Origin of the sequence: Dysgonomonas sp. Marseille-P4677 (assembly GCF_016652235.1) — a bacterium.
Classification (GTDB): Bacteria; Bacteroidota; Bacteroidia; order Bacteroidales; family Dysgonomonadaceae; genus Dysgonomonas.
In genome coordinates this window covers 1-19,869 of sequence record NZ_JAEPKU010000077.1, presented here as the reverse complement: position 1 = coordinate 19,869, position 19,869 = coordinate 1, and the positions used below count along the sequence as shown (strand labels likewise).

Here is a 19,869-nt window from a genome sequence, read left to right as displayed (position 1 = left end):
ATAATAACTCGTGCTTTTAAAAAACTATATGATTATTAATTAACTAATTGACATGGCTATGAAACAACCGAATTCAGTATCGTATTTTAAGATTCTAAGGTTTAATTCAACATAAAAGAATATACTTATGGAAAAATAAATATATTTGTCTCTAATTATAAAATCTCTCATTAACACAAAATAAATATGACATTATTCCAAACTGAATTTGAGGAAATCAGAAAATTAATAGAGTATGAAGATTTTAATAGACTTATTAAGCGAATAATAGATCTTACATTAGATACAGAAAATATTATATTCTACCGTAAAACGACTAGCTTATTAGACTGGCTGGATAGCCCCATAAAAGATATGAATGAGAAGAAAGAACGATTCTTGTCCATACTTAATGATCTTTATATTGAGCTATCAGAAAGGCCTGTTATTCTGAGTGAAAACGATTTGTTACTATCCGTTTACAACCTTATTAAATCTTATAAGAATTCTTCTTTTGCTTTAGGACCTATCAATATGGAAATCGAAAAAGGAAAAATCGTAGGACTTGTAGGGGAAAATGGAAATGGAAAAACAACCTTACTACGATCATTATGTGGAGAACTAAAACCCACAAACGGTAAAATAAACTATTTATTCCCTTATAAAAACGACTTTGACCTTCGCTCAAAATTGATATATATTCCACAACGAACCCCATCTTGGCAAGGCTCTTTATTATCCAATTTACGTTTTACAGCAGCATCTTATGGTATTACAGGTGAAGAGAATATTCTAACTGTAGAACTGATCATTGCGCGTATGGGATTAAGAAAATATAGAAATTACAAATGGAAAAATTTATCTTCCGGATATAAAATGCGCTTCGAATTAGCGAGAGCATTATTACGAAAGCCTCAACTATTGTTGATAGATGAGCCTCTGGCCAATCTGGATATTTTAGCTCAACAAATAGTTTTGGATGATTTTCGGGACATTGCCCGATCTCCTTTTCGTCCGTTGGGAATTATACTTAGTTCTCAACAACTATACGAAGTAGAGAAAACGTCAGACGCAGTCATTTTCCTAAAAGAAGGACAGCCCAGAAATATCACACACGACACTGATGTCACAGATATAGAAATCTCTCAATTTATAGTAGAATTTGAATCGGAATGGAACAAAGAGCAACTAAATAATGCGTTTAACCAATTAGGGATGGAGAAGTTACAGATCAACGGAGGTACATATGTCGCCAGTTTTCCTTATAAAGTAGATCAAAATAGTTTTCTAAAAATAATTTTAGAACACGAGATTCCTATTACCTATTATAGAAACATCTCCAATTCAACACGTCGATTTTTCCTTTCTTAAATACTACTACTATGATAAAAAGAATACAAACATATATATTACTCCATTATCCTACTTTATGGAATTTAAGATTAGTACCAATGTTGCTAATACTGTCAGCCATTCATTTAATTGTTTTTAGTATTAGTTATATAATTACAGACACAGAATTTAATAAAACCTATTATTCTCATTCCTCAAGCAGTATGGAGCTGCTATATACTGCCTCTATTTTAATTTGCATATTATTACTAGTAGCTTGGCTTATATATTACAATCGAAATAATGCTTTCAAAAGTCTCTATCCAAAACGAATAAAGCAATTATACTTGGAATGGATAATGATTTTCTTAATTACATCAGGCATTACACTCATACCTCTGACTCTTACAGGAGGCTATATATCAAAATGGAAATCTGTAACAACTTTAGCTGAAGCCCAAAAAGCTTTAAAAATCCTTGAAGATGCTAAAGTTTTAATACCAAATAGTGAAGACAACTACACATATAAAGGGTATGACAAACCTATTCCAATACCTGAAAATATGCTACTAGATGTCGATAAATTAGATCTCAGTTTATACGATACTGAATATGATTATCAATCAGGACTCATCATCAAAGGATATACCGGACCATCTCTCCTCTTCTATAATTATTATTATGCCTATTATTACAAGGACAAACCAGAATATTCGGATAATGAATCGGCACAAAAAATCAAAAGACATAAGCAGATAAAGCAATGGTTAACAGAGGGTAATAAAGACAGCATTTATAGCATAATGAAAGACTTTACCGGTTTACAAAAGAGACACAATCTTACTATTAATCTTACGACCGAAGAATGGTATAAGCGAATTTATAACCCTCCATTTTTCCCTGTAAAAGAATCAACCATTATAATGAATTGTAGTCCGTACGAATATGAATATAGCTATGACAACTACACAAGCAATATTGCGGTTGAACAAGTCGAAACAGATGCTACGCTTGGTAATGACTACATGCAGACTTTATCTAAAACACCACCCTATTTACAATATCTTGAACTAGAAGCCGGATATAATGAGATTGTAGCGCATTATGATCATACAGACATAAAATGGATATTCCTTATCTGTATATGCTTTTCTTTGTCAATATCCATTATTGTATTCTCACACAGAGTAACGAGTGGCAAATCGTGGCTTATAGCACTTGTATCAACAGGTATTATTATATTCATTTCTTGTTTGACCGCCATTGTGGTGAGCGAAGCTATAGATTGGGAAAATAGAAAATATGTAGTAATATTTACCCTCGTTCTTTGGAATATCTTCTTCATAGTTCTACTTTCAAAAATCATAATTAAAATAGTGAGTAGAAAGAAGAAAGGTTTATCGATGATATATATGAACATCTTATTATGGCTTATACCATGCCAACTCCTATTCGCATTCTTTAGTTTTATGATATATCAAGAGATATTAGGTAACTATGATTATAATAAAGATGACTTTATTCTCAATATATTCTTTATAAATATTCCGATTGTTATACTAATGATGCTACCTGCATGTGCTCTAATCCGTAATTGGAAAAGTCTGGCCGAAGAATAACTGGTTTATATATACAAAACGCCTCTCGACTTTAATGTTGAGAGGCGTTTTATTTCTATCAAATAGCAAATCTTATCCTATTGTAGAGCTGAAGCTCCACCGATAATATCTAATAATTCGTTAGTTACAGCCTGTTGGCGCGATTTGTTATATTGAATAGTCAAGTCCTGAACCAATTCATCCGCATTATCTGAAGCAATTTGCATTGCCATAGTACGTGCTGCATGTTCAGAAGCATTTGCATCTAAAAGGGCAGCATACAAACGTGAATAAAGTACAGTGGGAATCAAACTTTCCAATATCTCCTCTTTTGAAGGCTCAAAAATATAATCAGTCAATGTATTTGATTTAGAATCAGTCTCATTTTGGGTATGGCTTAGATCGAACGGAAGAAATGGAAGTCTTTTCAGTATCTGAGTACCCGTAGATACAAAATGATGATAAATCAATATCACTTCATCCAACTCCTTATTCACATACTTTTCGATCAGCCCTTTTGCTAAATCTTGCACAGCCTGATAAGATGGCTTATCCGCCATCTCTCTGTAATCACCCTGAGATTGTATTCCTTCTTTTTTTACAGCATCAAATATTTTTTTCCCTACAGGATACACTAAGACATTCTCTTTACCCAAAGTCTTATACTTACCATATGTAAGATTAAACTCTTTGATTACATTCGCATTATATCCTCCGCAAAGCGACGAGTTAGAAGCAAACACTACAATTGCAACTTTCTTAACCTCACGTTTCTGAGTAAAAGGAGAATCATAACTTATATCCGAAGAAAGCAGATTAGTCAGAATGGCATCTAACTTTGCCTGATAGGGTAAAAAGTTATTAATTGCCATTTGCGCCTTGTGCAATTTAGACGAAGCAATCATTTTCATTGCAGAAGTAATTTTCTTCGTGCTTTTTACCGAACCTATTCTATTCTTTATTTCTTTAAGAGATGCCATAATTCAATCATTTTTTATATTGAGAAGCTGTATCTATTGCAACTTTCTTTATAATGTTTTCTACATCTTCATTGATTACACCTTTTTTCAAGACATCCAACACTTCTGCCTGATATTGCATTTCGAGCGTTCTGAGAAACTCAGTTTCAAAATTATGTACTTTATCAGTCGGCACATGTCTTAGCAAACCATTCGTACCACAATACAATATCGCAATTTGTTTCTCTACTGCCATAGGTGTATATTGTGGCTGTATAAGCAATTCTGTATTTTTCTTACCTTTATCGATCGTCATTGCAGTTACAGCATCCAAATCTCCTCCAAATTGAGTAAAAGCTTCTAGTTCTCGGTACTGAGCCTGGTCTATTTTCAATGTTCCGGCAACTTTCTTCATTGCTTTCACTTGAGCCGAACCACCTACACGTGATACAGAAATCCCCACATCAATAGCAGGACGCATACCAGAGTTGAATAAGTCCACATCCAAGAAAATCTGTCCGTCTGTAATCGAAATTACATTAGTTGGAATATATGCAGAAACGTCACCGGCCTGAGTTTCAATAATTGGCAATGCAGTAAGCGAACCACCGGCTTTTACTTTACCTTTAAGGCTTGGAGGTAAGTCATTCATCTGCTCCGCAACTTCCTGCTGACTGATAATCTTAGCCGCACGTTCAAGTAGACGAGAATGCAAATAGAATACATCGCCCGGATAAGCTTCACGTCCCGGTGGACGACGAAGGATCAAGGATACTTCACGATATGCAACAGCTTGTTTAGATAAGTCATCGTATACAACTAATGCATGACGACCTGTATCACGGAAGTATTCGCCGATCGCTGCACCTGCAAATGCACCAAAATACTGTAGTGCCGCCGGCTCGGCTGCTGTAGCAGAAACAACAATTGTATATTTCAATGCACCCTTTTCTCTCAAGGTTTCTACTATATTGGCCACAGTAGAAGCTTTCTGTCCAATGGCTACATATATACAATATACAGGATCACCAGCTTCGTAATTCGATTTTTGATTAATAATCGCATCAATCGCAATAGCGGTTTTACCTGTTTGACGGTCACCGATAATAAGTTCACGCTGACCACGCCCAATCGGAATCATTGCATCGACTGCTTTCAGACCTGTTTGCAAAGGTTGCGTAACAGGCTGACGATAGATTACCCCGGGAGCTTTACGCTCTAGTGGCATCTCAAGTAGTTCGCCTGTAATAGGACCTTTCCCATCCAAAGGTTCTCCAAGAGGTGTAATAACACGTCCAAGCATGCCATCACCCACGTTGATGGAAGCGATTCTCTTTGTACGCTTTACGGTAAATCCCTCTTTGATCTGATCGGAAGGACCTAATAATACAGCCCCAACATTATCCTCTTCGAGATTCATCACAACAGCCATAATACCATTGTCGAACTCTAAAAGTTCATTAGCCTCTGCATTCTTAAGTCCATATATGCGAACAACACCATCTCCTACTGAAAGAACAGTACCAACCTCGTCAAATTGTACGCGACTGCTAATGTTCTCCAGCTGCATTTTCAGCACATCAGAGACTTCACTTGCTTTTATATTTTCAGACATAAATTAATTTAGTTATAAGTTATAAATTATGAATTATGAGTTTCTTACTCATTTTCATATTGGCACTAAGCTATTGTATCTTACTGTTTTCGGCGATAAGCTGTTGCTTAATCCGTTTAAGTTGAGTCTTAACACTGGCATCCAGACGGTATGTATCTATATAAAGAATAAAGCCTCCATCGATGTCAGGGTCTACACTTGTTTCAAAGTCAAGAGTTCCTGGTTTTACTTTTTGCAGCAAACCTCTCATTCTATCCACAACAGTACTATCCACCGGCGTAGCAGTCACCAATCGTCCGGTATTTATGTGTTTAGATTCACAATATAAATCTACATAACACAAAGCAATGTTTTGTAAATATACTTCACGTCTGTTTTTGACAACAAGTTCAATAAACTTAATAATTTCATTACTGGGGTTTCCTCCCAAAGCAGCCGAAATTAATCCTAGTTTATCCTTAGTATTCAATATAGGATTATCCATTGCCATACGCAACCGAGGCTCGGCAGCAAATACCGCCGCAAGCTTCTTCATCTCTGAGTACATAGTATCCTCAGCATTCTGTCCGATTGCATATTTTAATAGTGCTTTAGCATATCGCTTAGAGATCATCCCTTCATTCATAACAGTTAAGATTTAGATACCATAGCTTCATCCACCAGGCGATCAATCATTGACATTTGTTCTTTAGGGTCTTTTAATGAATTGCGAAGTACTTTTTCAGCTACATCTACTGATATTTCGGCTACCTGACGACGAATGTCACGTATTGCCTGATCCTTTTCAGCTTGTATTTGTTTCCGTATTTCATCTAATTCTTTAGCCCCTATGACTTTAGCTTGCTCACGCGCTTCGTTAACAATACGATCGCGCGTATCAGCAGCCTCTTTCAAGATTTTCACCTGCTCTGTTTTGGCTGACGACAATATCTCATCGCTTTTTTCTTTTATTTTAGCCAACTGTTCGTTCGCCTTTTGAGCTGCATCTAAAGAGTCCTGAATATAGTTTTTACGTTCCTCAACCATTTTAGTAATCACAGGAAAACCAAATTTGCCGAGTATGCCAAAAACTATAATGAACGATAGAAGCATCCAAAAGAGAAGCCCAGATTCAGGTAAGAGTAAATTCATATTTTATTTACTTTTTTATTTGGTTTAAAGGATAAATCCACATACAACCACAGCAAATAGGGCAACCCCTTCGACTAACGCTGCAGCAATAATCATAGACGTACGTATATCCCCAGCAGCATCAGGCTGACGAGCAATCCCTTCCATTGCAGAGCTACCGATTTTACCAATACCGATACCGGCCCCGATTACAGCTAATCCCGCACCAAGAGCAGCACCAAAACCTGTTAAGCTTGCAGCTTCTGCTGCTTGTAATAAAGTTGATAGTAACATAACTTTCTAATTTTAAATTATTTAATTTATTTATTTTTGATTTAAATTTATTTATTCAATGTTTCTCTTCGATATGATGATGTGGCTCAACCTGTGCTAAACCAATGAACACCGCCGATAACATGGTGAATACATATGCCTGGATATAGGCAACTAAAATTTCAACCAGACTGATGAATACGTTAAGCAAAATAGACACAACCGTCATAGAGCTGTTAATTGCCGGGCCCAGATTTGCTGTAACGAATATCAAGCATGTCAGACCTAACACGATAGAGTGTCCTGCCAAGATATTAGCAAAAAGACGAATCATCAATGCAAATGGCTTTGTGAATACACCTACCAACTCAATCGCCGGCATAATAGGAATAGGAACTTTTAACCATGTAGGAACATCCGGCCAAAAAACTTCTCTCCAATATTCTTTCGATCCAAAAAGATTCACAGTAAAGAATGTAAACAGAGCAAGCACAAGCGTTACGGCAATATTACCGGTAACGTTTGCTCCTCCCGGAAATATTGGAATCAATCCCATAATGTTATTCAGGAAGATAAAGAAAAAAACAGTCAACAAGTAAGGTGAAAACTTCCTAAAATTCTTACCAACACACGGTTTTATGATATCATCCTCAACGCTCATAATAAACATTTCCATGAATCCGACAAACCCTTTCGGCGCTTTTTTCTCTCCACTTCTAGCCTGCTTTTTATACCAACCTGCAATACTCATTACAATAATAATCAATAAAGCAGAGCTAATAATCAAAGCGACTGCATTCTTTGTCAATGAGAAATCCCAAGGACGAATTTCTTCTCCTGAAGCATTTTTCTCCACTATCTTACCTCTATAATCTCCTGATTGAGCAATATAGAATCCTTTATAAGCTTCATGCCCATGATGAAAGTTAGACGACATAAACACTTGTAGTCCGCTGGTTTCACCTATTACGATTATGGGCAATGGTATGGTAAGATGGAAATCTCCAAATGTTGCCATATGCCATTCGTATGAATCGGCAAGGTGATCGAGAATTAACTCTTTTACATTTAATTCACCTTCAGATCCCTCTCCTTCAGCTGCGGATATTTGTTGTACCCCAACAGCAGTAAAAAGAAAGACAGAAAGCATTATGTATTTTAAATAGTGCTTCATACTATTGTTGTTTTTTCTTTAAGCGTTTTTCGATCTTTAAAAATAAGTATGACTCAAAAGCCAGAAATAAAAGATAGAAAATCATAAATATAAGAACGAAACTTTTTATATTTTCATCAACTACTATCTTATATACTCCTACAAAAATAAGAGCTGCAAAAACTTTAATCACCTTTGTCAGCATGTATGTATTAAGCATCTGTCGCTGCGTAACTTTCCGACTGGCCGATTCTACATAAAGGAGGATAAAAGATTCAGATAGTAAGAAAAATAGCAAAATACCTTCGTACCAATTCGGGTAAAATTGTGGAAACTGATAATTCAATAATGCTTGAATAAGAGCTCCCATTACTATACCAAATACGACTAAAGAAATTATAAGCTTAACTTTAAAGTCCATTCTCTCAAACTACGCAAATTGTCACAACTCCATTATTCACTTCTGCTATACCGCCATGGACATCTAATGAATGTTCCGTTTTATCCAACACATAGGTTATCACACCTTCAGTAAGTGGTGAAATTAATGGAGCATGGTCGGGATAAACCCCGAAGCTTCCCGAAATACCGGGAATAACAACAGAAGTTACAGCACCTGAAAATAATTTCTTTTCTGCTGATATAATGTTGAGTTGGAGTTCTGATTTCTTCATATTTAATAATTTATTGAGCAGCCTGAGCCATTATCTTTTTACCTTTCTCAATCGCATCCTCAATAGTTCCAACATTCAAAAATGCCTGCTCAGGTAAGTAGTCAACCTCTCCGTCCAGTATCATCTTGAAACCTTTGATTGTATCCTGAATATCAACAATCACACCCGGCACTCCAGTAAATTGCTCTGCAACATTGAATGGTTGTGATAAGAAACGCTGAATACGTCTTGCTCGATTTACGGTCAAACGGTCATCGTCAGACAACTCTTCCATACCTAAAATAGCAATAATATCCTGAAGTTCTTTATTTCTCTGAAGAATTTCCTTAACACGCTGTGCTGTATCATAATGATCCTGCCCCACTACATTTGCATCTAAGCTCCGAGAACTGGATCCTAACGGGTCCACAGCCGGGTAAATCCCCATTTCAGTAATCTTACGATCCAACACTGTTGTTGCATCTAAGTGAGAGAATGTGGTAGCCGGCGCAGGGTCCGTCAAGTCATCAGCAGGCACATATACGGCTTGTACAGAAGTAATTGAACCATTCTTGGTAGAAGTAATACGCTCTTGCATAATCCCCATTTCAGTAGCCAAAGTTGGTTGATAACCCACCGCTGAAGGCATACGACCAAGCAAAGCCGATACTTCCGATCCGGCTTGCGTAAAACGGAATATATTGTCTATAAATAAAAGTATATCTTTTGGTCCATCCGTTTTTGCATCACGAAAAGACTCTGCAACAGTCAATCCAGACAAAGCAACATCGGAACGCGCGCCAGGAGGTTCATTCATCTGTCCGAAAACTAGTGAAATCTGAGATTTTTCAAGTTCTTTAGGATCGACTTTCGATAAATCCCAATGCCCCTCTTCCATACTTTTCTCAAATTCTTCTCCATAGCGAACAACTTTGGACTCTATCATTTCTCGAAGCAGGTCATTTCCTTCACGAGTACGCTCTCCTACTCCAGCAAACACGGAATAACCATTATGCTTTTTCGCTATATTATTAATAAGCTCCATTATCAAAACGGTCTTACCAACTCCCGCTCCTCCAAACAAACCTACTTTACCCCCTTTTGCGTAAGGAGCAAGCAAATCCACAACTTTTATACCTGTGAAAAGAACCTCTCGTGTAGTTTGTAGTTCTTCAAACTTAGGAGGTTCTCTATGAATCGGATTTCCATCGACTTTATCCAAAGCACTCATACCATCAATAGCATCTCCTACAACGTTCATCAAGCGGCCTTTAACCTGATTGCCAATAGGCATTCTAATAGGCGACCCTAATGGAATCGCCTCAAGTCCGCGGCTAAGACCGTCTGTACTATCCATAGCTACGGTGCGCACTGTATCCTCGCCTATGTGTTGTTTAACTTCGAGAATCAAAGAGCGACCATCAGGTCTTTTAATTTCAAGGGCATCATTTATATTTGGCAAATTTAGTGCGGAATTACTGGTTTCGAAAAACACATCCACCACCGGACCAATTATTTGAGATACATGCCCAACAATTTGTGACATAAGCTTTTTATTTATTATTTATTTCTATTTATTCCTTATTATATAGTTTGACAAGAGTACTAAACTGTTATAAAAACACTACCACAATATATCTTTCTACTCCGAGTGTTGAGTCATAAAATTAATAAAACTTTCGTAGGGACAATAATAATTGTGTATTTTTTTAACAATCAAACGGCATTAGACGCTTCTGTAAATGTCAAAACAAATATACATAATAATAACTTTTAATAATCTTTTTATACAGCAAAAAAATAAGTATACTTACTTTTTTTAAACGTTAGTTAACTATCGCTTTAAAATTGTTAAAGGAACAGAAAGCAGTCTGAATACTATGGTTTGCTTCACTGAATTTGATAGTTTCCATTTATCACTTCTATTTATCTGAAAAGAACCATTATAGCTATTTACTTTTTTATTTGCAACTACGTGTTTTTATTTTACTTTTGCATTAAAATTAACAAACATCACAACAGCACATGTTTGCAATACTAATATCATGGTTTACAATAACCTATATCACCATATCTTGGGGAACTATATTCACGGATATATATAATAAATTCTGCAAAATACAAGAAAACTATAACATACCCGATTCCTGCATATTAGGAGTATGTTTCATCACAATTACTCTACCTTTATCGTCACTATTCTTACCCTCAAATCACTACGTTCTAGCTGCATATATATTTATAAGCTCTACATACTGGTTATTTAATAAAGAAAAGCTCAAACAACATGTAGGCACTATACGAAGTATAATAAACAAGCTCTCAATAGTACAAATCATACTACTCAGTCTTCTTATAGTGGCTACAATTACGACTTTACTATTCACTCCATCTGGATATGACCAACTATACTATCATTACCAACATATAAGATGGAATGAAGAATATAGAATTATCCCAGGCCTAGGCAATATCGAAGATCGATTTGGCTTCAATTCTAATTATTTCTTAATATCTGCCATATTTACGTTTCGTTTTTTATTTGGTGATGCGACATATCTTTTCCAATCAACATTATTTGTAATAATCTTATGTTGGATTATAGTAAAAATATTCACCGTAAAAAACAACTTTATTTATCTCATATCGCTAGCTTTCATGCTAGTAATACTATGCACATCGAATCTATTTCTAGCTGATTCAAGTACGGATATTATACCTATTATTTTTATTTTTTACTATGCAATGAAAACCACAATAACCCCTCAATGGTATAAATCTAAAACTTTACTGGCATTTATATTACCTATTTCGCTTATTACATTCAAACTGTCTACGGCTATTTTCGCCCTTATTAGCCTAGGCATCTGCATATACATACTAAAGAATAGAAACTTCAAACAGATTATATTCCTACTCATTTCAGCCTTTCTCATTATTGGATTATGGTGTATCCGCAATATCATTTCAACTGGATATCTAGTATATCCAATAAATGAAATAGACATCTTTACCTTCGATTGGAAGATGCCTAAAGCTATATTAATTTTACAAAAATATCATATTCTTAAATGGGCTGAATTTGTTTATGACTTTCAGAGTATATATTGGATATTAGACAATGGATTAAATGGGCATAAATTACTTTTGTTTACTAGCATGATTAATTTTGCGTTATTCCTATTTAGTCTCATAATATCCCCTTTTATTATTATATATAGTATAATACGAAAAAAGAAAATAGATATAGCTATATATTGTATATATTTCGTTTTAATTATAGCTATTATTCATGGATTCATATCTGCCCCGGACTTTAGATTCATGAATGGATATATCTTTGGTTGCAGTCTACTATTGACTACTTTTTTATTTCAGCTTAAAAAGTCATTCTCATTTAAGATCACCTATTCTTTTACTTTTATCATTTTAATATGCTTCTTTATCCTTTCCATCAGAAGAACTTCAAGTCCCATAGAAATCATAAAGACAAAGTATGAAGACAAATCTATAAGTTCAATACTAATCAGGCCATGGACATCAGAATTCAAAACTAGCTATACCCCATACCCTATGGGTGGATTCGACATCTATATATCCAAAGATCCTTTTTATAGGACTAATGACAATCTGCCTTCAACAAGTATGGACGGACTTCCATTCAATCCGTTCTCAGGAAATAAACTACAGAGTATCTTAACTATAGAGGCAAGAGGAAACAAAATAGAAGATGGTTTCAAAACAAAAAAAGAATATGTAGATATACTCAACAACAATATTGAACAATATAAAATTGGATATGATTCTATTTATAGAATTAAATATGAATCATTCTTACCCATAAAAATCAACAAAAAAACATTGATTGATCATCTTTATCTATATTAATCTTATTTTTGTAATAAGAATTATTTTAAATAAATAAAAGCCAATTATTATGGGAAAAGTTTTAATAATAGGAGCTGGTGGCGTAGGTACTGTTGTTGCGCATAAAGTTGCTCAGAACGCTGACGTTTTTACTGAAATTATGCTAGCCAGTCGTACAAAGTCGAAATGTGATGCTATAGCAAAAGCTATTGGAGGCAATAAGATACAGACAGCTCGAGTAGATGCTGATGATGTAGAGGATTTGAAAAGATTGTTTAATTCGTTCAAACCAGAACTGGTTATAAACGTAGCACTACCTTACCAAGATCTTACAATTATGGATGCTTGCCTGGCATGCGGAGTAAACTATCTTGACACAGCTAATTACGAACCAAAAGAAGAGGCTAAATATGAATACAGCTGGCAATGGGCATATCAAGATAAATTCAAAGAAGCCGGACTAACTGCAATCTTAGGATGCGGATTTGACCCGGGTGTCACCAGTGTATTTACAGCATATGCAGCAAAACACCACTTTGATGAAATACATTATCTTGATATCGTTGACTGCAATGCCGGCGATCATGGAAAAGCATTTGCTACAAATTTCAATCCTGAAATAAATATACGAGAAGTAACCCAAAAAGGTAAATACTGGGAAAATGGAGAATGGATCGAAACAGAACCTCATGCCATACATAAACCACTAAATTATCCCAATATAGGAGCTAAAGAATCATACGTGATTTATCATGAAGAGCTAGAATCTTTAGTGAAAAATTTCCCGACATTAAAACGTGCCCGTTTCTGGATGACATTCGGACAAGAATATCTTACCCACTTGCGTGTTATTCAAAATATCGGAATGGCCCGCATCGATCCTATTATATATAATGGAGTAGAAATTGTTCCTATACAATTCCTAAAAGCAGTGTTACCTGATCCTGGAGAGCTTGGAGAAAACTATACCGGAGAAACATCCATCGGATGCCGAATAAAAGGCATAAAAGATGGAAAAGAACGAACTTATTATGTATATAACAACTGTTCTCATGAAGCCGCCTATAAAGAAACAGGAGCCCAAGGAGTAAGTTATACAACGGGTGTACCCGCTACCATTGGCGCTCTTATGTTTATGCAAGGCCTTTGGCGTAAGCCAGGAGTATTCAATGTTGAAGAATTTAACCCTGATCCATTTATGGACGAATTAAACAAACAGGGCTTACCTTGGCATGAACTATTCGATGTGGATTTGGAAATGTGATATCAAATAATTAATGTTTGACTAAACTATTATACGAAAAAAGTAACTATATTTGTACTTGATATAAAGAATAGATTGAAATGAAAAATTGGAATTTAAATAATCAATATTTTATACCGGAAGACAATCTATTTAATAGTCGCCATTATTTTAAAATTTAGATATATTTATCCTCGAAGAAGTTTTCTTTTTCGAGGATTTTTTTTGATATAACAGAGTCACATACAAATCTTTTCTATACAAATAAAAGGACATGAGTAACAAAAGCCTAGTATCCATTACAGATTATTCAAAAGAAGATATTCTCAGAATTATTAATCTGACGAAGAAGTTTGACGAAACGCCCAATAGAAGACTTTTGGAAGGAAAAGTCTGTGCCACCCTTTTTTTCGAACCATCCACGCGTACACGCCTTAGCTTCGAAACTGCTATTAACAGGCTAGGCGGCCGAATTATAGGATTTACTGATGCCGCAACAACAAGTTCTTCGAAAGGTGAAACCCTTAAAGACACAATTGCTATGGTCAATAATTATGCTGATATAATAATTATGCGCCATCATTTGGAAGGAGCCGCTCGTTACGCATCTGAAGTATCTTCAATACCAATTATCAATGCAGGGGATGGAGCAAATCAGCATCCGACACAAACCATGTTGGATATGTACTCGATATACAAGACACAAGGTACTTTAGACAACCTGACCATAACGATTGTAGGGGACCTGAAATATGGCCGTACAGTGCATTCACTCATTATAGGTATGTCTCATTTCAACCCTACATTCAATTTTGTCGCACCGGAAGAACTTAGAGTTCCGGATACTTACAAAAATTTCTGTGATAAAAACGGCATAAAATACAAAGAAGATATCGATTTCTCACCCGAAGTAATTAATAATGCCGACATTCTTTATATGACCCGAGTTCAAAGAGAAAGATTTACAGATTTGATGGAATATGAGAAAGTAAAGAATGTATATATTCTTAAAAAAGATATGATTCAGGATACTAAAGACAATTTGAAAATACTACATCCGCTACCCCGCGTTAATGAAATACAGCAAGATGTAGACGATAGTCCTAAAGCATATTATTTTGAACAAGCTAAAAACGGAGTATTTACACGTGAAGCCGTTATATGTGATGCCTTAAATATTAAAGTAGACTAATTATTATAAAGAGATGAAAGAGCAGAGAAAAGAATTGCAGGTTGCAGCATTATGCAACGGTACTGCAATAGATCATATACCATCAAACGTCGTATTCAAGGTAGTTTCATTACTGGAATTGGAAAAGCTAAAAAACCCAATAACAATAGGGAATAATCTGGAAAGTAAGAAAATGAAAAACAAAGGTATCATTAAAATATCAGACAAGTTTTTCGAAGAAGATGTCATTAATAAGATAGCACTGATTGCACCTAATGTTGTACTCAACATCATAAAGGATTATTCTGTAGTAGAAAAAAAACAAGTAGCGCTACCTCAAACGATTGATGGCATTGTCAAATGCAACAACCCGAAGTGTATTACCAACAACGAGCCTATGACAACGCATTTTGATGTCATCGATAGTGAAAATATTGTACTACAATGTCATTATTGCACTATTAAAATTCAAAAAGAGGAAATCATACTGAAATGAAACAAGACTGGAAACCCGGCACTCTCATATATCCTCTACCTGCAGCAATGATTAGTTGTGGCTGTAGCCCGGAAGACTATAATATTATTACTCTCAGTTGGCTGGGCACTATTTGCACTAATCCTCCTATGTGCTATATCTCCGTACGTCCGGAACGGCATTCTTACGATATAATAAAGCGTAATATGGAGTTTGTTATAAATATTACAACAGAGGAACTCGCCCAAGCCACAGACTGGTGTGGCGTTAAATCAGGCAGAGACTTCAATAAATTTGAAGAAATGAACTTAACGGCAGCAAAAGCGACAATAGTAAGTGCACCAATAATAGAAGAATCACCCCTCAATATAGAATGTAGGGTAAAAGAAATATTGAGCCTAGGATCACATGATATGTTTATAGCTGATGTAGTAAATGTGAAAGCCGATGAAAAATATATAAACCAGAGCACAGGGAAATTTAGTCTGGAAGAAGCCAAACCAATAGCATACTCACATGGACAATACTATGAGCTAGGAAATAAAATAGGAGGTTTTGGCTGGTCGGTACGAAAAAAGAGAGAGGAAGAAATATAACAACTATAATTCTATATCCAATCCATCATAAGACAAGGATACATTTTCAGGTAAGTCTCTCTCTACCTTATCATGTAACCCCATTTGATGGGACATATGAATAAAATATGCTTGTTTGGGCGAGATCTTTTTTACTTCATCGAGAGCTTGAGCCAAATTTAGATGGGACATATGGTCACCTATTCTTAAAGCACTAATAACAAGGACATCCAAATCTTTCAACTTATCATATTCCTCCTCCGGGATATATTTCACATCAGTCAAGTATGCAAAATTTCCAATGCGATAACCCAATATTGGCAATTTATAGTGCATCAATTTTACAGGCAATATATTTACTCCCTGAATTGAGAAGAAGTCATCCGATTCTATTTCATGCAAGTTCAAAAGAGGAACTCCAGGATATTTATTTTCTGTAAAAGAATAAGGTATTCTATCCTTGAGCGCATTTAATGTCGTCCGATTGCCATAAATATCAACATCACCAAACCTGCAAAAAGGACGAAGGTCGTCCATTCCACCTACATGATCATAATGTTCATGAGTCAATAAAACAGCATGTATTTTAGAGAATTGTTCTGGTAATATTTGTTGCCGAAAATCGGGACCACAATCGATCAATAACCGAGTTTCATTTATGCTTATTAAGACAGACGCCCTCAAGCGCCTGTCCTTTATATTATCAGAGGTGCAAACCTCGCAACTGCATCCTATTTCCGGAACCCCTGTCGATGTCCCTGTACCTAAGAACTTTACTTTCATCCTTCAAAACACTCCCTATATTATTTAGTGATCAAGATCCACATATCATCTAATGGAATACCGAATCGACTTATTCTTCTCGTTTTTGATATACCTTCAGTATATTTTTTTGTAACATTATCCAAAGCCTGTACCGCTTCAGCCTCTGTATCAAAGCTTCCTAGCAAAGCATAATACCTTCCAACCGAATTCTGAACAACGATTGAGTGCTCTCCCATACTATTAAACGTTCTTTTGATAAAATCTGCATTATTCAGACTTTTAAAAGTGCCTAAAACAATAGAATACTTTTTCAAGAATGCCTGATCAGTCTGATTCATCAAAGATATATCAACTGCTCTGAACAATTTCCAATCTCCTTCTGTTAAATTATCAAATGATTTAACTGGTTCATTTACTTTATCTGAGACAACCTTTGTTGGCTCCTTAGATATGGGTGAGGTTGTTGTGGCAACAGTTGTTTCTTCGGCTTTCCTTTTAACTGTAGCTATTCCGGTTATTTTTGGTTCTAAGTAAGCACGTCCAACCATAGGTGATCGTTCCAATGTCTCAACCTCTCCAAACAATGCTTCAGATGCCGAAGATGCAGGATCTAATTCAAGTGTTATAACCGGATGTAAGATAGACTTTCCTCCTACCATTATATCTGTTACTCCTACCATATTTTTCATCAAGGAATCTAACTCAGCCGGAGTAACTGTTTCTAAAATGACATCTGAATTTTCAGTATTTCCAGACTTAATCATTTTTGCATTATGATGCGCTTTATTTACAGATTTATAAAAATCTTTGTATTTCTTGTTTTGAGACAAGCTCGGTTGTACTGTAAAGATAAAAGCGATAAGTAAAGTTGTGTAAATTGAAGTTTTCATAAAAAAATTATGTGTTTGCAAATAATAAACATACACCATTGATCATACAATATACAAAGATAAAAAAAAACAAAAGTAAACCGCATTCTTGCATAAAGAAACTAACAAAACAGTAATACTTCGAGTCCTAGCCTATTACAAAAACAAAGGAGAGCTAAAATAGCCCTCCTTTATTTTTTGTATGATGTATTTTTAGTATTCTCTTTGCAAGATCCACCAATCATTAAAAGGGATACCATATTTACTCTTCAATGAAGCTAAATCGCTTATTTCCGAATAGTGAGAAAGTATCTCATTTTTCTTAGCTACAGCCTGTTCCTTAGAGTCATAACTAGCAATAATAACACGATACATTCCTTGTTCGTTACGAGCTAGAATAATATTGTATCCATCTTTACTAAATCGTTCTTTTAAAAGTTCAGCTCCAGGTTTTGTAGCCATAGCAGCAATAACAACACTATATGCTTTAAGACCTGACATATCGCTTTCGTATACAGGAGTAACTTTTTCTTTTCTTACCGATTCTGATGTAGATGAAGTATAACTAGGGGTCGTTGCCGGTTTTGAAACTGAAGTTGAAGGAGCCGTTGTATTTTCTTCTACTTCCCTTTCTTTAGCCGCCTCATAAACTGATTTGTAAGCGCTTTGTTTCGGCTTACAAGAACCGAATCCTATAATAAAGGCTACGGCCAATCCTATTCCTATTAGTTTTTTATTCATAACTTATACAATTATCTTAGTTTTAACATTTAACGCAAAATTAATACATTATATTTAGAATAACAGCTTTTTGAGCCAAATAGTTTCTTTTTCACTTTAATTAATATATTCAAAACCAGTGTAAGAAACAAGAGCTTTCGGAATACGAATACCTTCGGCTGTCTGGTTATTTTCCAACAGGGCAGCTACAATACGAGGTAGAGCTAAAGCACTACCATTTAATGTATGTACTAACTGTATTTTCTTATCGGCATCACGGAAACGACATTTTAACCTATTTGCCTGATAACTTTCAAAATTGGAAACAGAGCTTACTTCCAACCAGCGTTGCTGTGCAGCAGAATAAACTTCAAAATCGAATGTTAGCGCTGATGTAAAGCTCATATCTCCACCACATAAACGTAGGATACGCCAAGGCAATTCCAGTTCATCGACAAGGCCTTGTACATGTGCTATCATTTCCTTTAATGATTCGTAAGAATGCTCTGGTGTATCGATACGCACAATCTCAACTTTATCAAACTGATGCAAACGGTTTAGCCCTCTCACATCTTTACCATAAGAACCCGCTTCGCGACGGAAACATGCCGAATATGCAGCATTCTTTACCGGTAGATCTTTTTCTTCCAAAATAACATCACGATAAATATTTGTAACAGGAACTTCAGCAGTAGGAATAAGATACAAATCATCGATCGTCGCATGATACATCTGCCCTTCTTTATCAGGTAACTGCCCTGTTCCGTAACCAGAAGCAGCATTTACTACATATGGAGGCTGCACTTCCAGATACCCGGCATCACGTGCTTTATCTAAAAAGAAATTAATCAATGCGCGCTGTAAACGTGCACCTTTTCCTTTATATACAGGAAAACCTGCTCCGGAGATCTTTACTCCTAACTCAAAATCTATCAGATCATATTTCTTAGCCAAATCCCAATGCGGCAAAGCATTTTCTCCCAGATCAGGCATAACTCCACCCGTCTTTTCAACTACATTATCTTCAGCAACACGTCCTTCCGGAACTTCATCTGCAGGAAGGTTCGGTATAAGTACTAATAACTCCTGTAAATCTTGCTCTGCCTGACGCAAAGCTTCTTCTAACAATTTGTTTTCGCTTTTCAATTCAGCCACCCTGTTTTTTGCGACCTCTGCTTCATCTTTCTTTCCCTCCTTCATCAATTGTCCGATGTGTTTCGACAAATTGTTTGATTCGGCAAGGCTCGCATCAAGTGTTGTCTGTGTTTTTTTTCGGGTTTGATCTATATCTAAAACCTTTTCTATTATTTCTCTTCCGTCGAAATGTTTTTTAGCTAATTTCTTTATTACCAATTCTGGATTTTCACTAATTGTTTTCAGCGTCAACATATTTCTGTTTTTTTATTTTACATGCAAAGTTATAAATATTTTAAGAATCTAGAGTTTATCCTTAACCATTAAAAGATAAAATAAGAAAAGTCCACTAAAACAACCATATCTCATTATACTAAC

General features: G+C 35.5%; 20 protein-coding genes. 7 read left to right on the top strand and 13 right to left on the bottom strand.

Features of this window, described 5'->3' with window-relative positions; genetic code table 11:
• Nucleotides 1-186 precede the first annotated feature (186 nt).
• Both JGH11_RS13045 and JGH11_RS13040 read left to right on the top strand, forming a co-directional pair.
• Nucleotides 187-1,350 carry an ATP-binding cassette domain-containing protein gene (locus tag JGH11_RS13045; RefSeq protein ID WP_201112473.1) on the top strand — a complete coding sequence of 388 codons (1,164 nt, stop codon included), beginning with the start codon at nucleotides 187-189 and terminating at the stop codon, nucleotides 1,348-1,350.
• Nucleotides 1,351-1,361: 11 nt separating this feature from the next.
• Nucleotides 1,362-2,930, top strand: coding sequence for a hypothetical protein (locus tag JGH11_RS13040; RefSeq protein WP_201112471.1), 1,569 nt, complete (start codon nucleotides 1,362-1,364; stop codon nucleotides 2,928-2,930).
• Between the two features lie 77 nt (nucleotides 2,931-3,007).
• Here the strand turns inward: JGH11_RS13040 and JGH11_RS13035 are convergent, their stop codons facing one another.
• The 9 genes from JGH11_RS13035 to atpD all read right to left on the bottom strand — a co-directional run bounded on the left by JGH11_RS13035 (nucleotide 3,008) and on the right by atpD (nucleotide 10,218).
• Nucleotides 3,008-3,889 (bottom strand): F0F1 ATP synthase subunit gamma, encoded by an 882-nt coding sequence (locus JGH11_RS13035; protein WP_201112469.1) that lies wholly within the window; start codon nucleotides 3,887-3,889, stop codon nucleotides 3,008-3,010.
• Nucleotides 3,890-3,896: 7 nt separating this feature from the next.
• Complete coding sequence (gene atpA / locus JGH11_RS13030) at nucleotides 3,897-5,483, bottom strand: F0F1 ATP synthase subunit alpha (RefSeq protein WP_201112467.1); 1,587 nt, start codon at nucleotides 5,481-5,483, stop codon at nucleotides 3,897-3,899.
• 70 nt (nucleotides 5,484-5,553) lie between these two features.
• Nucleotides 5,554-6,108 (bottom strand): F0F1 ATP synthase subunit delta, encoded by a 555-nt coding sequence (locus JGH11_RS13025; RefSeq protein ID WP_201112465.1) that lies wholly within the window; start codon nucleotides 6,106-6,108, stop codon nucleotides 5,554-5,556.
• Between the two features lie 5 nt (nucleotides 6,109-6,113).
• The gene (gene atpF / locus JGH11_RS13020) at nucleotides 6,114-6,614 is read right to left on the bottom strand and encodes a F0F1 ATP synthase subunit B (protein WP_201112463.1); all 501 of its coding nucleotides are present in this window, start codon (nucleotides 6,612-6,614) and stop codon (nucleotides 6,114-6,116) included.
• Between the two features lie 24 nt (nucleotides 6,615-6,638).
• Complete coding sequence (gene atpE, locus JGH11_RS13015; protein WP_006799681.1) at nucleotides 6,639-6,887, bottom strand: ATP synthase F0 subunit C; 249 nt, start codon at nucleotides 6,885-6,887, stop codon at nucleotides 6,639-6,641.
• Between the two features lie 55 nt (nucleotides 6,888-6,942).
• Entirely contained in the window at nucleotides 6,943-8,040 is a 1,098-nt protein-coding gene (gene atpB, locus JGH11_RS13010) for a F0F1 ATP synthase subunit A (RefSeq protein WP_201112461.1), read from the bottom strand.
• Between the two features lies 1 nt (nucleotide 8,041).
• Nucleotides 8,042-8,440 carry a hypothetical protein gene (locus tag JGH11_RS13005; RefSeq protein WP_201112459.1) on the bottom strand — a complete coding sequence of 133 codons (399 nt, stop codon included), beginning with the start codon at nucleotides 8,438-8,440 and terminating at the stop codon, nucleotides 8,042-8,044.
• 4 nt (nucleotides 8,441-8,444) lie between these two features.
• Nucleotides 8,445-8,693 (bottom strand): ATP synthase F1 subunit epsilon, encoded by a 249-nt coding sequence (gene atpC, locus JGH11_RS13000; protein WP_201112457.1) that lies wholly within the window; start codon nucleotides 8,691-8,693, stop codon nucleotides 8,445-8,447.
• A 10-nt stretch (nucleotides 8,694-8,703) separates the two neighbouring features.
• Complete coding sequence (gene atpD, locus JGH11_RS12995) at nucleotides 8,704-10,218, bottom strand: F0F1 ATP synthase subunit beta (protein ID WP_201112455.1); 1,515 nt, start codon at nucleotides 10,216-10,218, stop codon at nucleotides 8,704-8,706.
• A gap of 479 nt (nucleotides 10,219-10,697) precedes the next feature.
• On the opposite strand from atpD, the gene JGH11_RS12990 reads away from it, so the two are divergent.
• The 5 genes from JGH11_RS12990 to JGH11_RS12970 all read left to right on the top strand — a co-directional run bounded on the left by JGH11_RS12990 (nucleotide 10,698) and on the right by JGH11_RS12970 (nucleotide 16,024).
• Entirely contained in the window at nucleotides 10,698-12,560 is a 1,863-nt protein-coding gene (locus tag JGH11_RS12990; protein ID WP_201112453.1) for a hypothetical protein, read from the top strand.
• A 49-nt stretch (nucleotides 12,561-12,609) separates the two neighbouring features.
• Nucleotides 12,610-13,803 carry a saccharopine dehydrogenase family protein gene (locus JGH11_RS12985; protein WP_201112451.1) on the top strand — a complete coding sequence of 398 codons (1,194 nt, stop codon included), beginning with the start codon at nucleotides 12,610-12,612 and terminating at the stop codon, nucleotides 13,801-13,803.
• A gap of 253 nt (nucleotides 13,804-14,056) precedes the next feature.
• Nucleotides 14,057-14,974, top strand: coding sequence for an aspartate carbamoyltransferase (pyrB, locus tag JGH11_RS12980; RefSeq protein WP_201112449.1), 918 nt, complete (start codon nucleotides 14,057-14,059; stop codon nucleotides 14,972-14,974).
• Between the two features lie 13 nt (nucleotides 14,975-14,987).
• Nucleotides 14,988-15,449: an aspartate carbamoyltransferase regulatory subunit gene (gene pyrI, locus JGH11_RS12975; RefSeq protein ID WP_201112447.1), complete on the top strand. Its 462-nt coding sequence runs from the start codon at nucleotides 14,988-14,990 to the stop codon at nucleotides 15,447-15,449.
• A complete protein-coding gene (locus JGH11_RS12970; protein ID WP_201112445.1) occupies nucleotides 15,446-16,024 on the top strand; it encodes a flavin reductase family protein in 579 nt (192 codons plus the stop codon). Before pyrI ends, JGH11_RS12970 begins: the two co-directional genes overlap by 4 nt.
• A 3-nt stretch (nucleotides 16,025-16,027) precedes the next feature.
• On the opposite strand, the gene JGH11_RS12965 is transcribed toward JGH11_RS12970, so the two are convergent.
• The 4 genes from JGH11_RS12965 to serS form a co-directional block, all read right to left on the bottom strand.
• Entirely contained in the window at nucleotides 16,028-16,786 is a 759-nt protein-coding gene (locus JGH11_RS12965; RefSeq protein WP_201112443.1) for an MBL fold metallo-hydrolase, read from the bottom strand.
• 20 nt (nucleotides 16,787-16,806) lie between these two features.
• Entirely contained in the window at nucleotides 16,807-17,658 is an 852-nt protein-coding gene (locus tag JGH11_RS12960) for an SPOR domain-containing protein (protein ID WP_201112441.1), read from the bottom strand.
• A gap of 192 nt (nucleotides 17,659-17,850) precedes the next feature.
• On the bottom strand, nucleotides 17,851-18,378 hold the full coding sequence (locus JGH11_RS12955) for an SPOR domain-containing protein (RefSeq protein WP_201112439.1): 528 nt from the start codon (nucleotides 18,376-18,378) through the stop codon (nucleotides 17,851-17,853).
• Nucleotides 18,379-18,474: 96 nt separating this feature from the next.
• Nucleotides 18,475-19,746 carry a serine--tRNA ligase gene (gene serS, locus JGH11_RS12950; protein ID WP_201112437.1) on the bottom strand — a complete coding sequence of 424 codons (1,272 nt, stop codon included), beginning with the start codon at nucleotides 19,744-19,746 and terminating at the stop codon, nucleotides 18,475-18,477.
• Between the last annotated feature and the right edge of the window lie 123 nt (nucleotides 19,747-19,869).

What these genes read in the sequence shown, in the direction of transcription:
- atpE (WP_006799681.1), bottom strand. Translation starts at nt 6,887, where the DNA reads ATGTTACTATCAACTTTATTACAAGCAGCAGAAGCTGCAAGCTTAACA.
- JGH11_RS13035 (WP_201112469.1), bottom strand. Translation starts at nt 3,889, where the DNA reads ATGGCATCTCTTAAAGAAATAAAGAATAGAATAGGTTCGGTAAAAAGC.
- atpD (WP_201112455.1), bottom strand. Translation starts at nt 10,218, where the DNA reads ATGTCACAAATTGTTGGGCATGTATCTCAAATAATTGGTCCGGTGGTG.
- pyrB (WP_201112449.1), top strand. Translation starts at nt 14,057, where the DNA reads ATGAGTAACAAAAGCCTAGTATCCATTACAGATTATTCAAAAGAAGAT.
- JGH11_RS12970 (WP_201112445.1), top strand. Translation starts at nt 15,446, where the DNA reads ATGAAACAAGACTGGAAACCCGGCACTCTCATATATCCTCTACCTGCA.
- JGH11_RS13005 (WP_201112459.1), bottom strand. Translation starts at nt 8,440, where the DNA reads ATGGACTTTAAAGTTAAGCTTATAATTTCTTTAGTCGTATTTGGTATA.
- JGH11_RS12965 (WP_201112443.1), bottom strand. Translation starts at nt 16,786, where the DNA reads ATGAAAGTAAAGTTCTTAGGTACAGGGACATCGACAGGGGTTCCGGAA.
- atpA (WP_201112467.1), bottom strand. Translation starts at nt 5,483, where the DNA reads ATGTCTGAAAATATAAAAGCAAGTGAAGTCTCTGATGTGCTGAAAATG.
- atpB (WP_201112461.1), bottom strand. Translation starts at nt 8,040, where the DNA reads ATGAAGCACTATTTAAAATACATAATGCTTTCTGTCTTTCTTTTTACT.
- JGH11_RS13040 (WP_201112471.1), top strand. Translation starts at nt 1,362, where the DNA reads ATGATAAAAAGAATACAAACATATATATTACTCCATTATCCTACTTTA.
- JGH11_RS12960 (WP_201112441.1), bottom strand. Translation starts at nt 17,658, where the DNA reads ATGAAAACTTCAATTTACACAACTTTACTTATCGCTTTTATCTTTACA.
- JGH11_RS12985 (WP_201112451.1), top strand. Translation starts at nt 12,610, where the DNA reads ATGGGAAAAGTTTTAATAATAGGAGCTGGTGGCGTAGGTACTGTTGTT.
- JGH11_RS13045 (WP_201112473.1), top strand. Translation starts at nt 187, where the DNA reads ATGACATTATTCCAAACTGAATTTGAGGAAATCAGAAAATTAATAGAG.
- JGH11_RS13025 (WP_201112465.1), bottom strand. Translation starts at nt 6,108, where the DNA reads ATGAATGAAGGGATGATCTCTAAGCGATATGCTAAAGCACTATTAAAA.
- pyrI (WP_201112447.1), top strand. Translation starts at nt 14,988, where the DNA reads ATGAAAGAGCAGAGAAAAGAATTGCAGGTTGCAGCATTATGCAACGGT.
- JGH11_RS12955 (WP_201112439.1), bottom strand. Translation starts at nt 18,378, where the DNA reads ATGAATAAAAAACTAATAGGAATAGGATTGGCCGTAGCCTTTATTATA.
- JGH11_RS12990 (WP_201112453.1), top strand. Translation starts at nt 10,698, where the DNA reads ATGTTTGCAATACTAATATCATGGTTTACAATAACCTATATCACCATA.
- serS (WP_201112437.1), bottom strand. Translation starts at nt 19,746, where the DNA reads ATGTTGACGCTGAAAACAATTAGTGAAAATCCAGAATTGGTAATAAAG.
- atpC (WP_201112457.1), bottom strand. Translation starts at nt 8,693, where the DNA reads ATGAAGAAATCAGAACTCCAACTCAACATTATATCAGCAGAAAAGAAA.
- atpF (WP_201112463.1), bottom strand. Translation starts at nt 6,614, where the DNA reads ATGAATTTACTCTTACCTGAATCTGGGCTTCTCTTTTGGATGCTTCTA.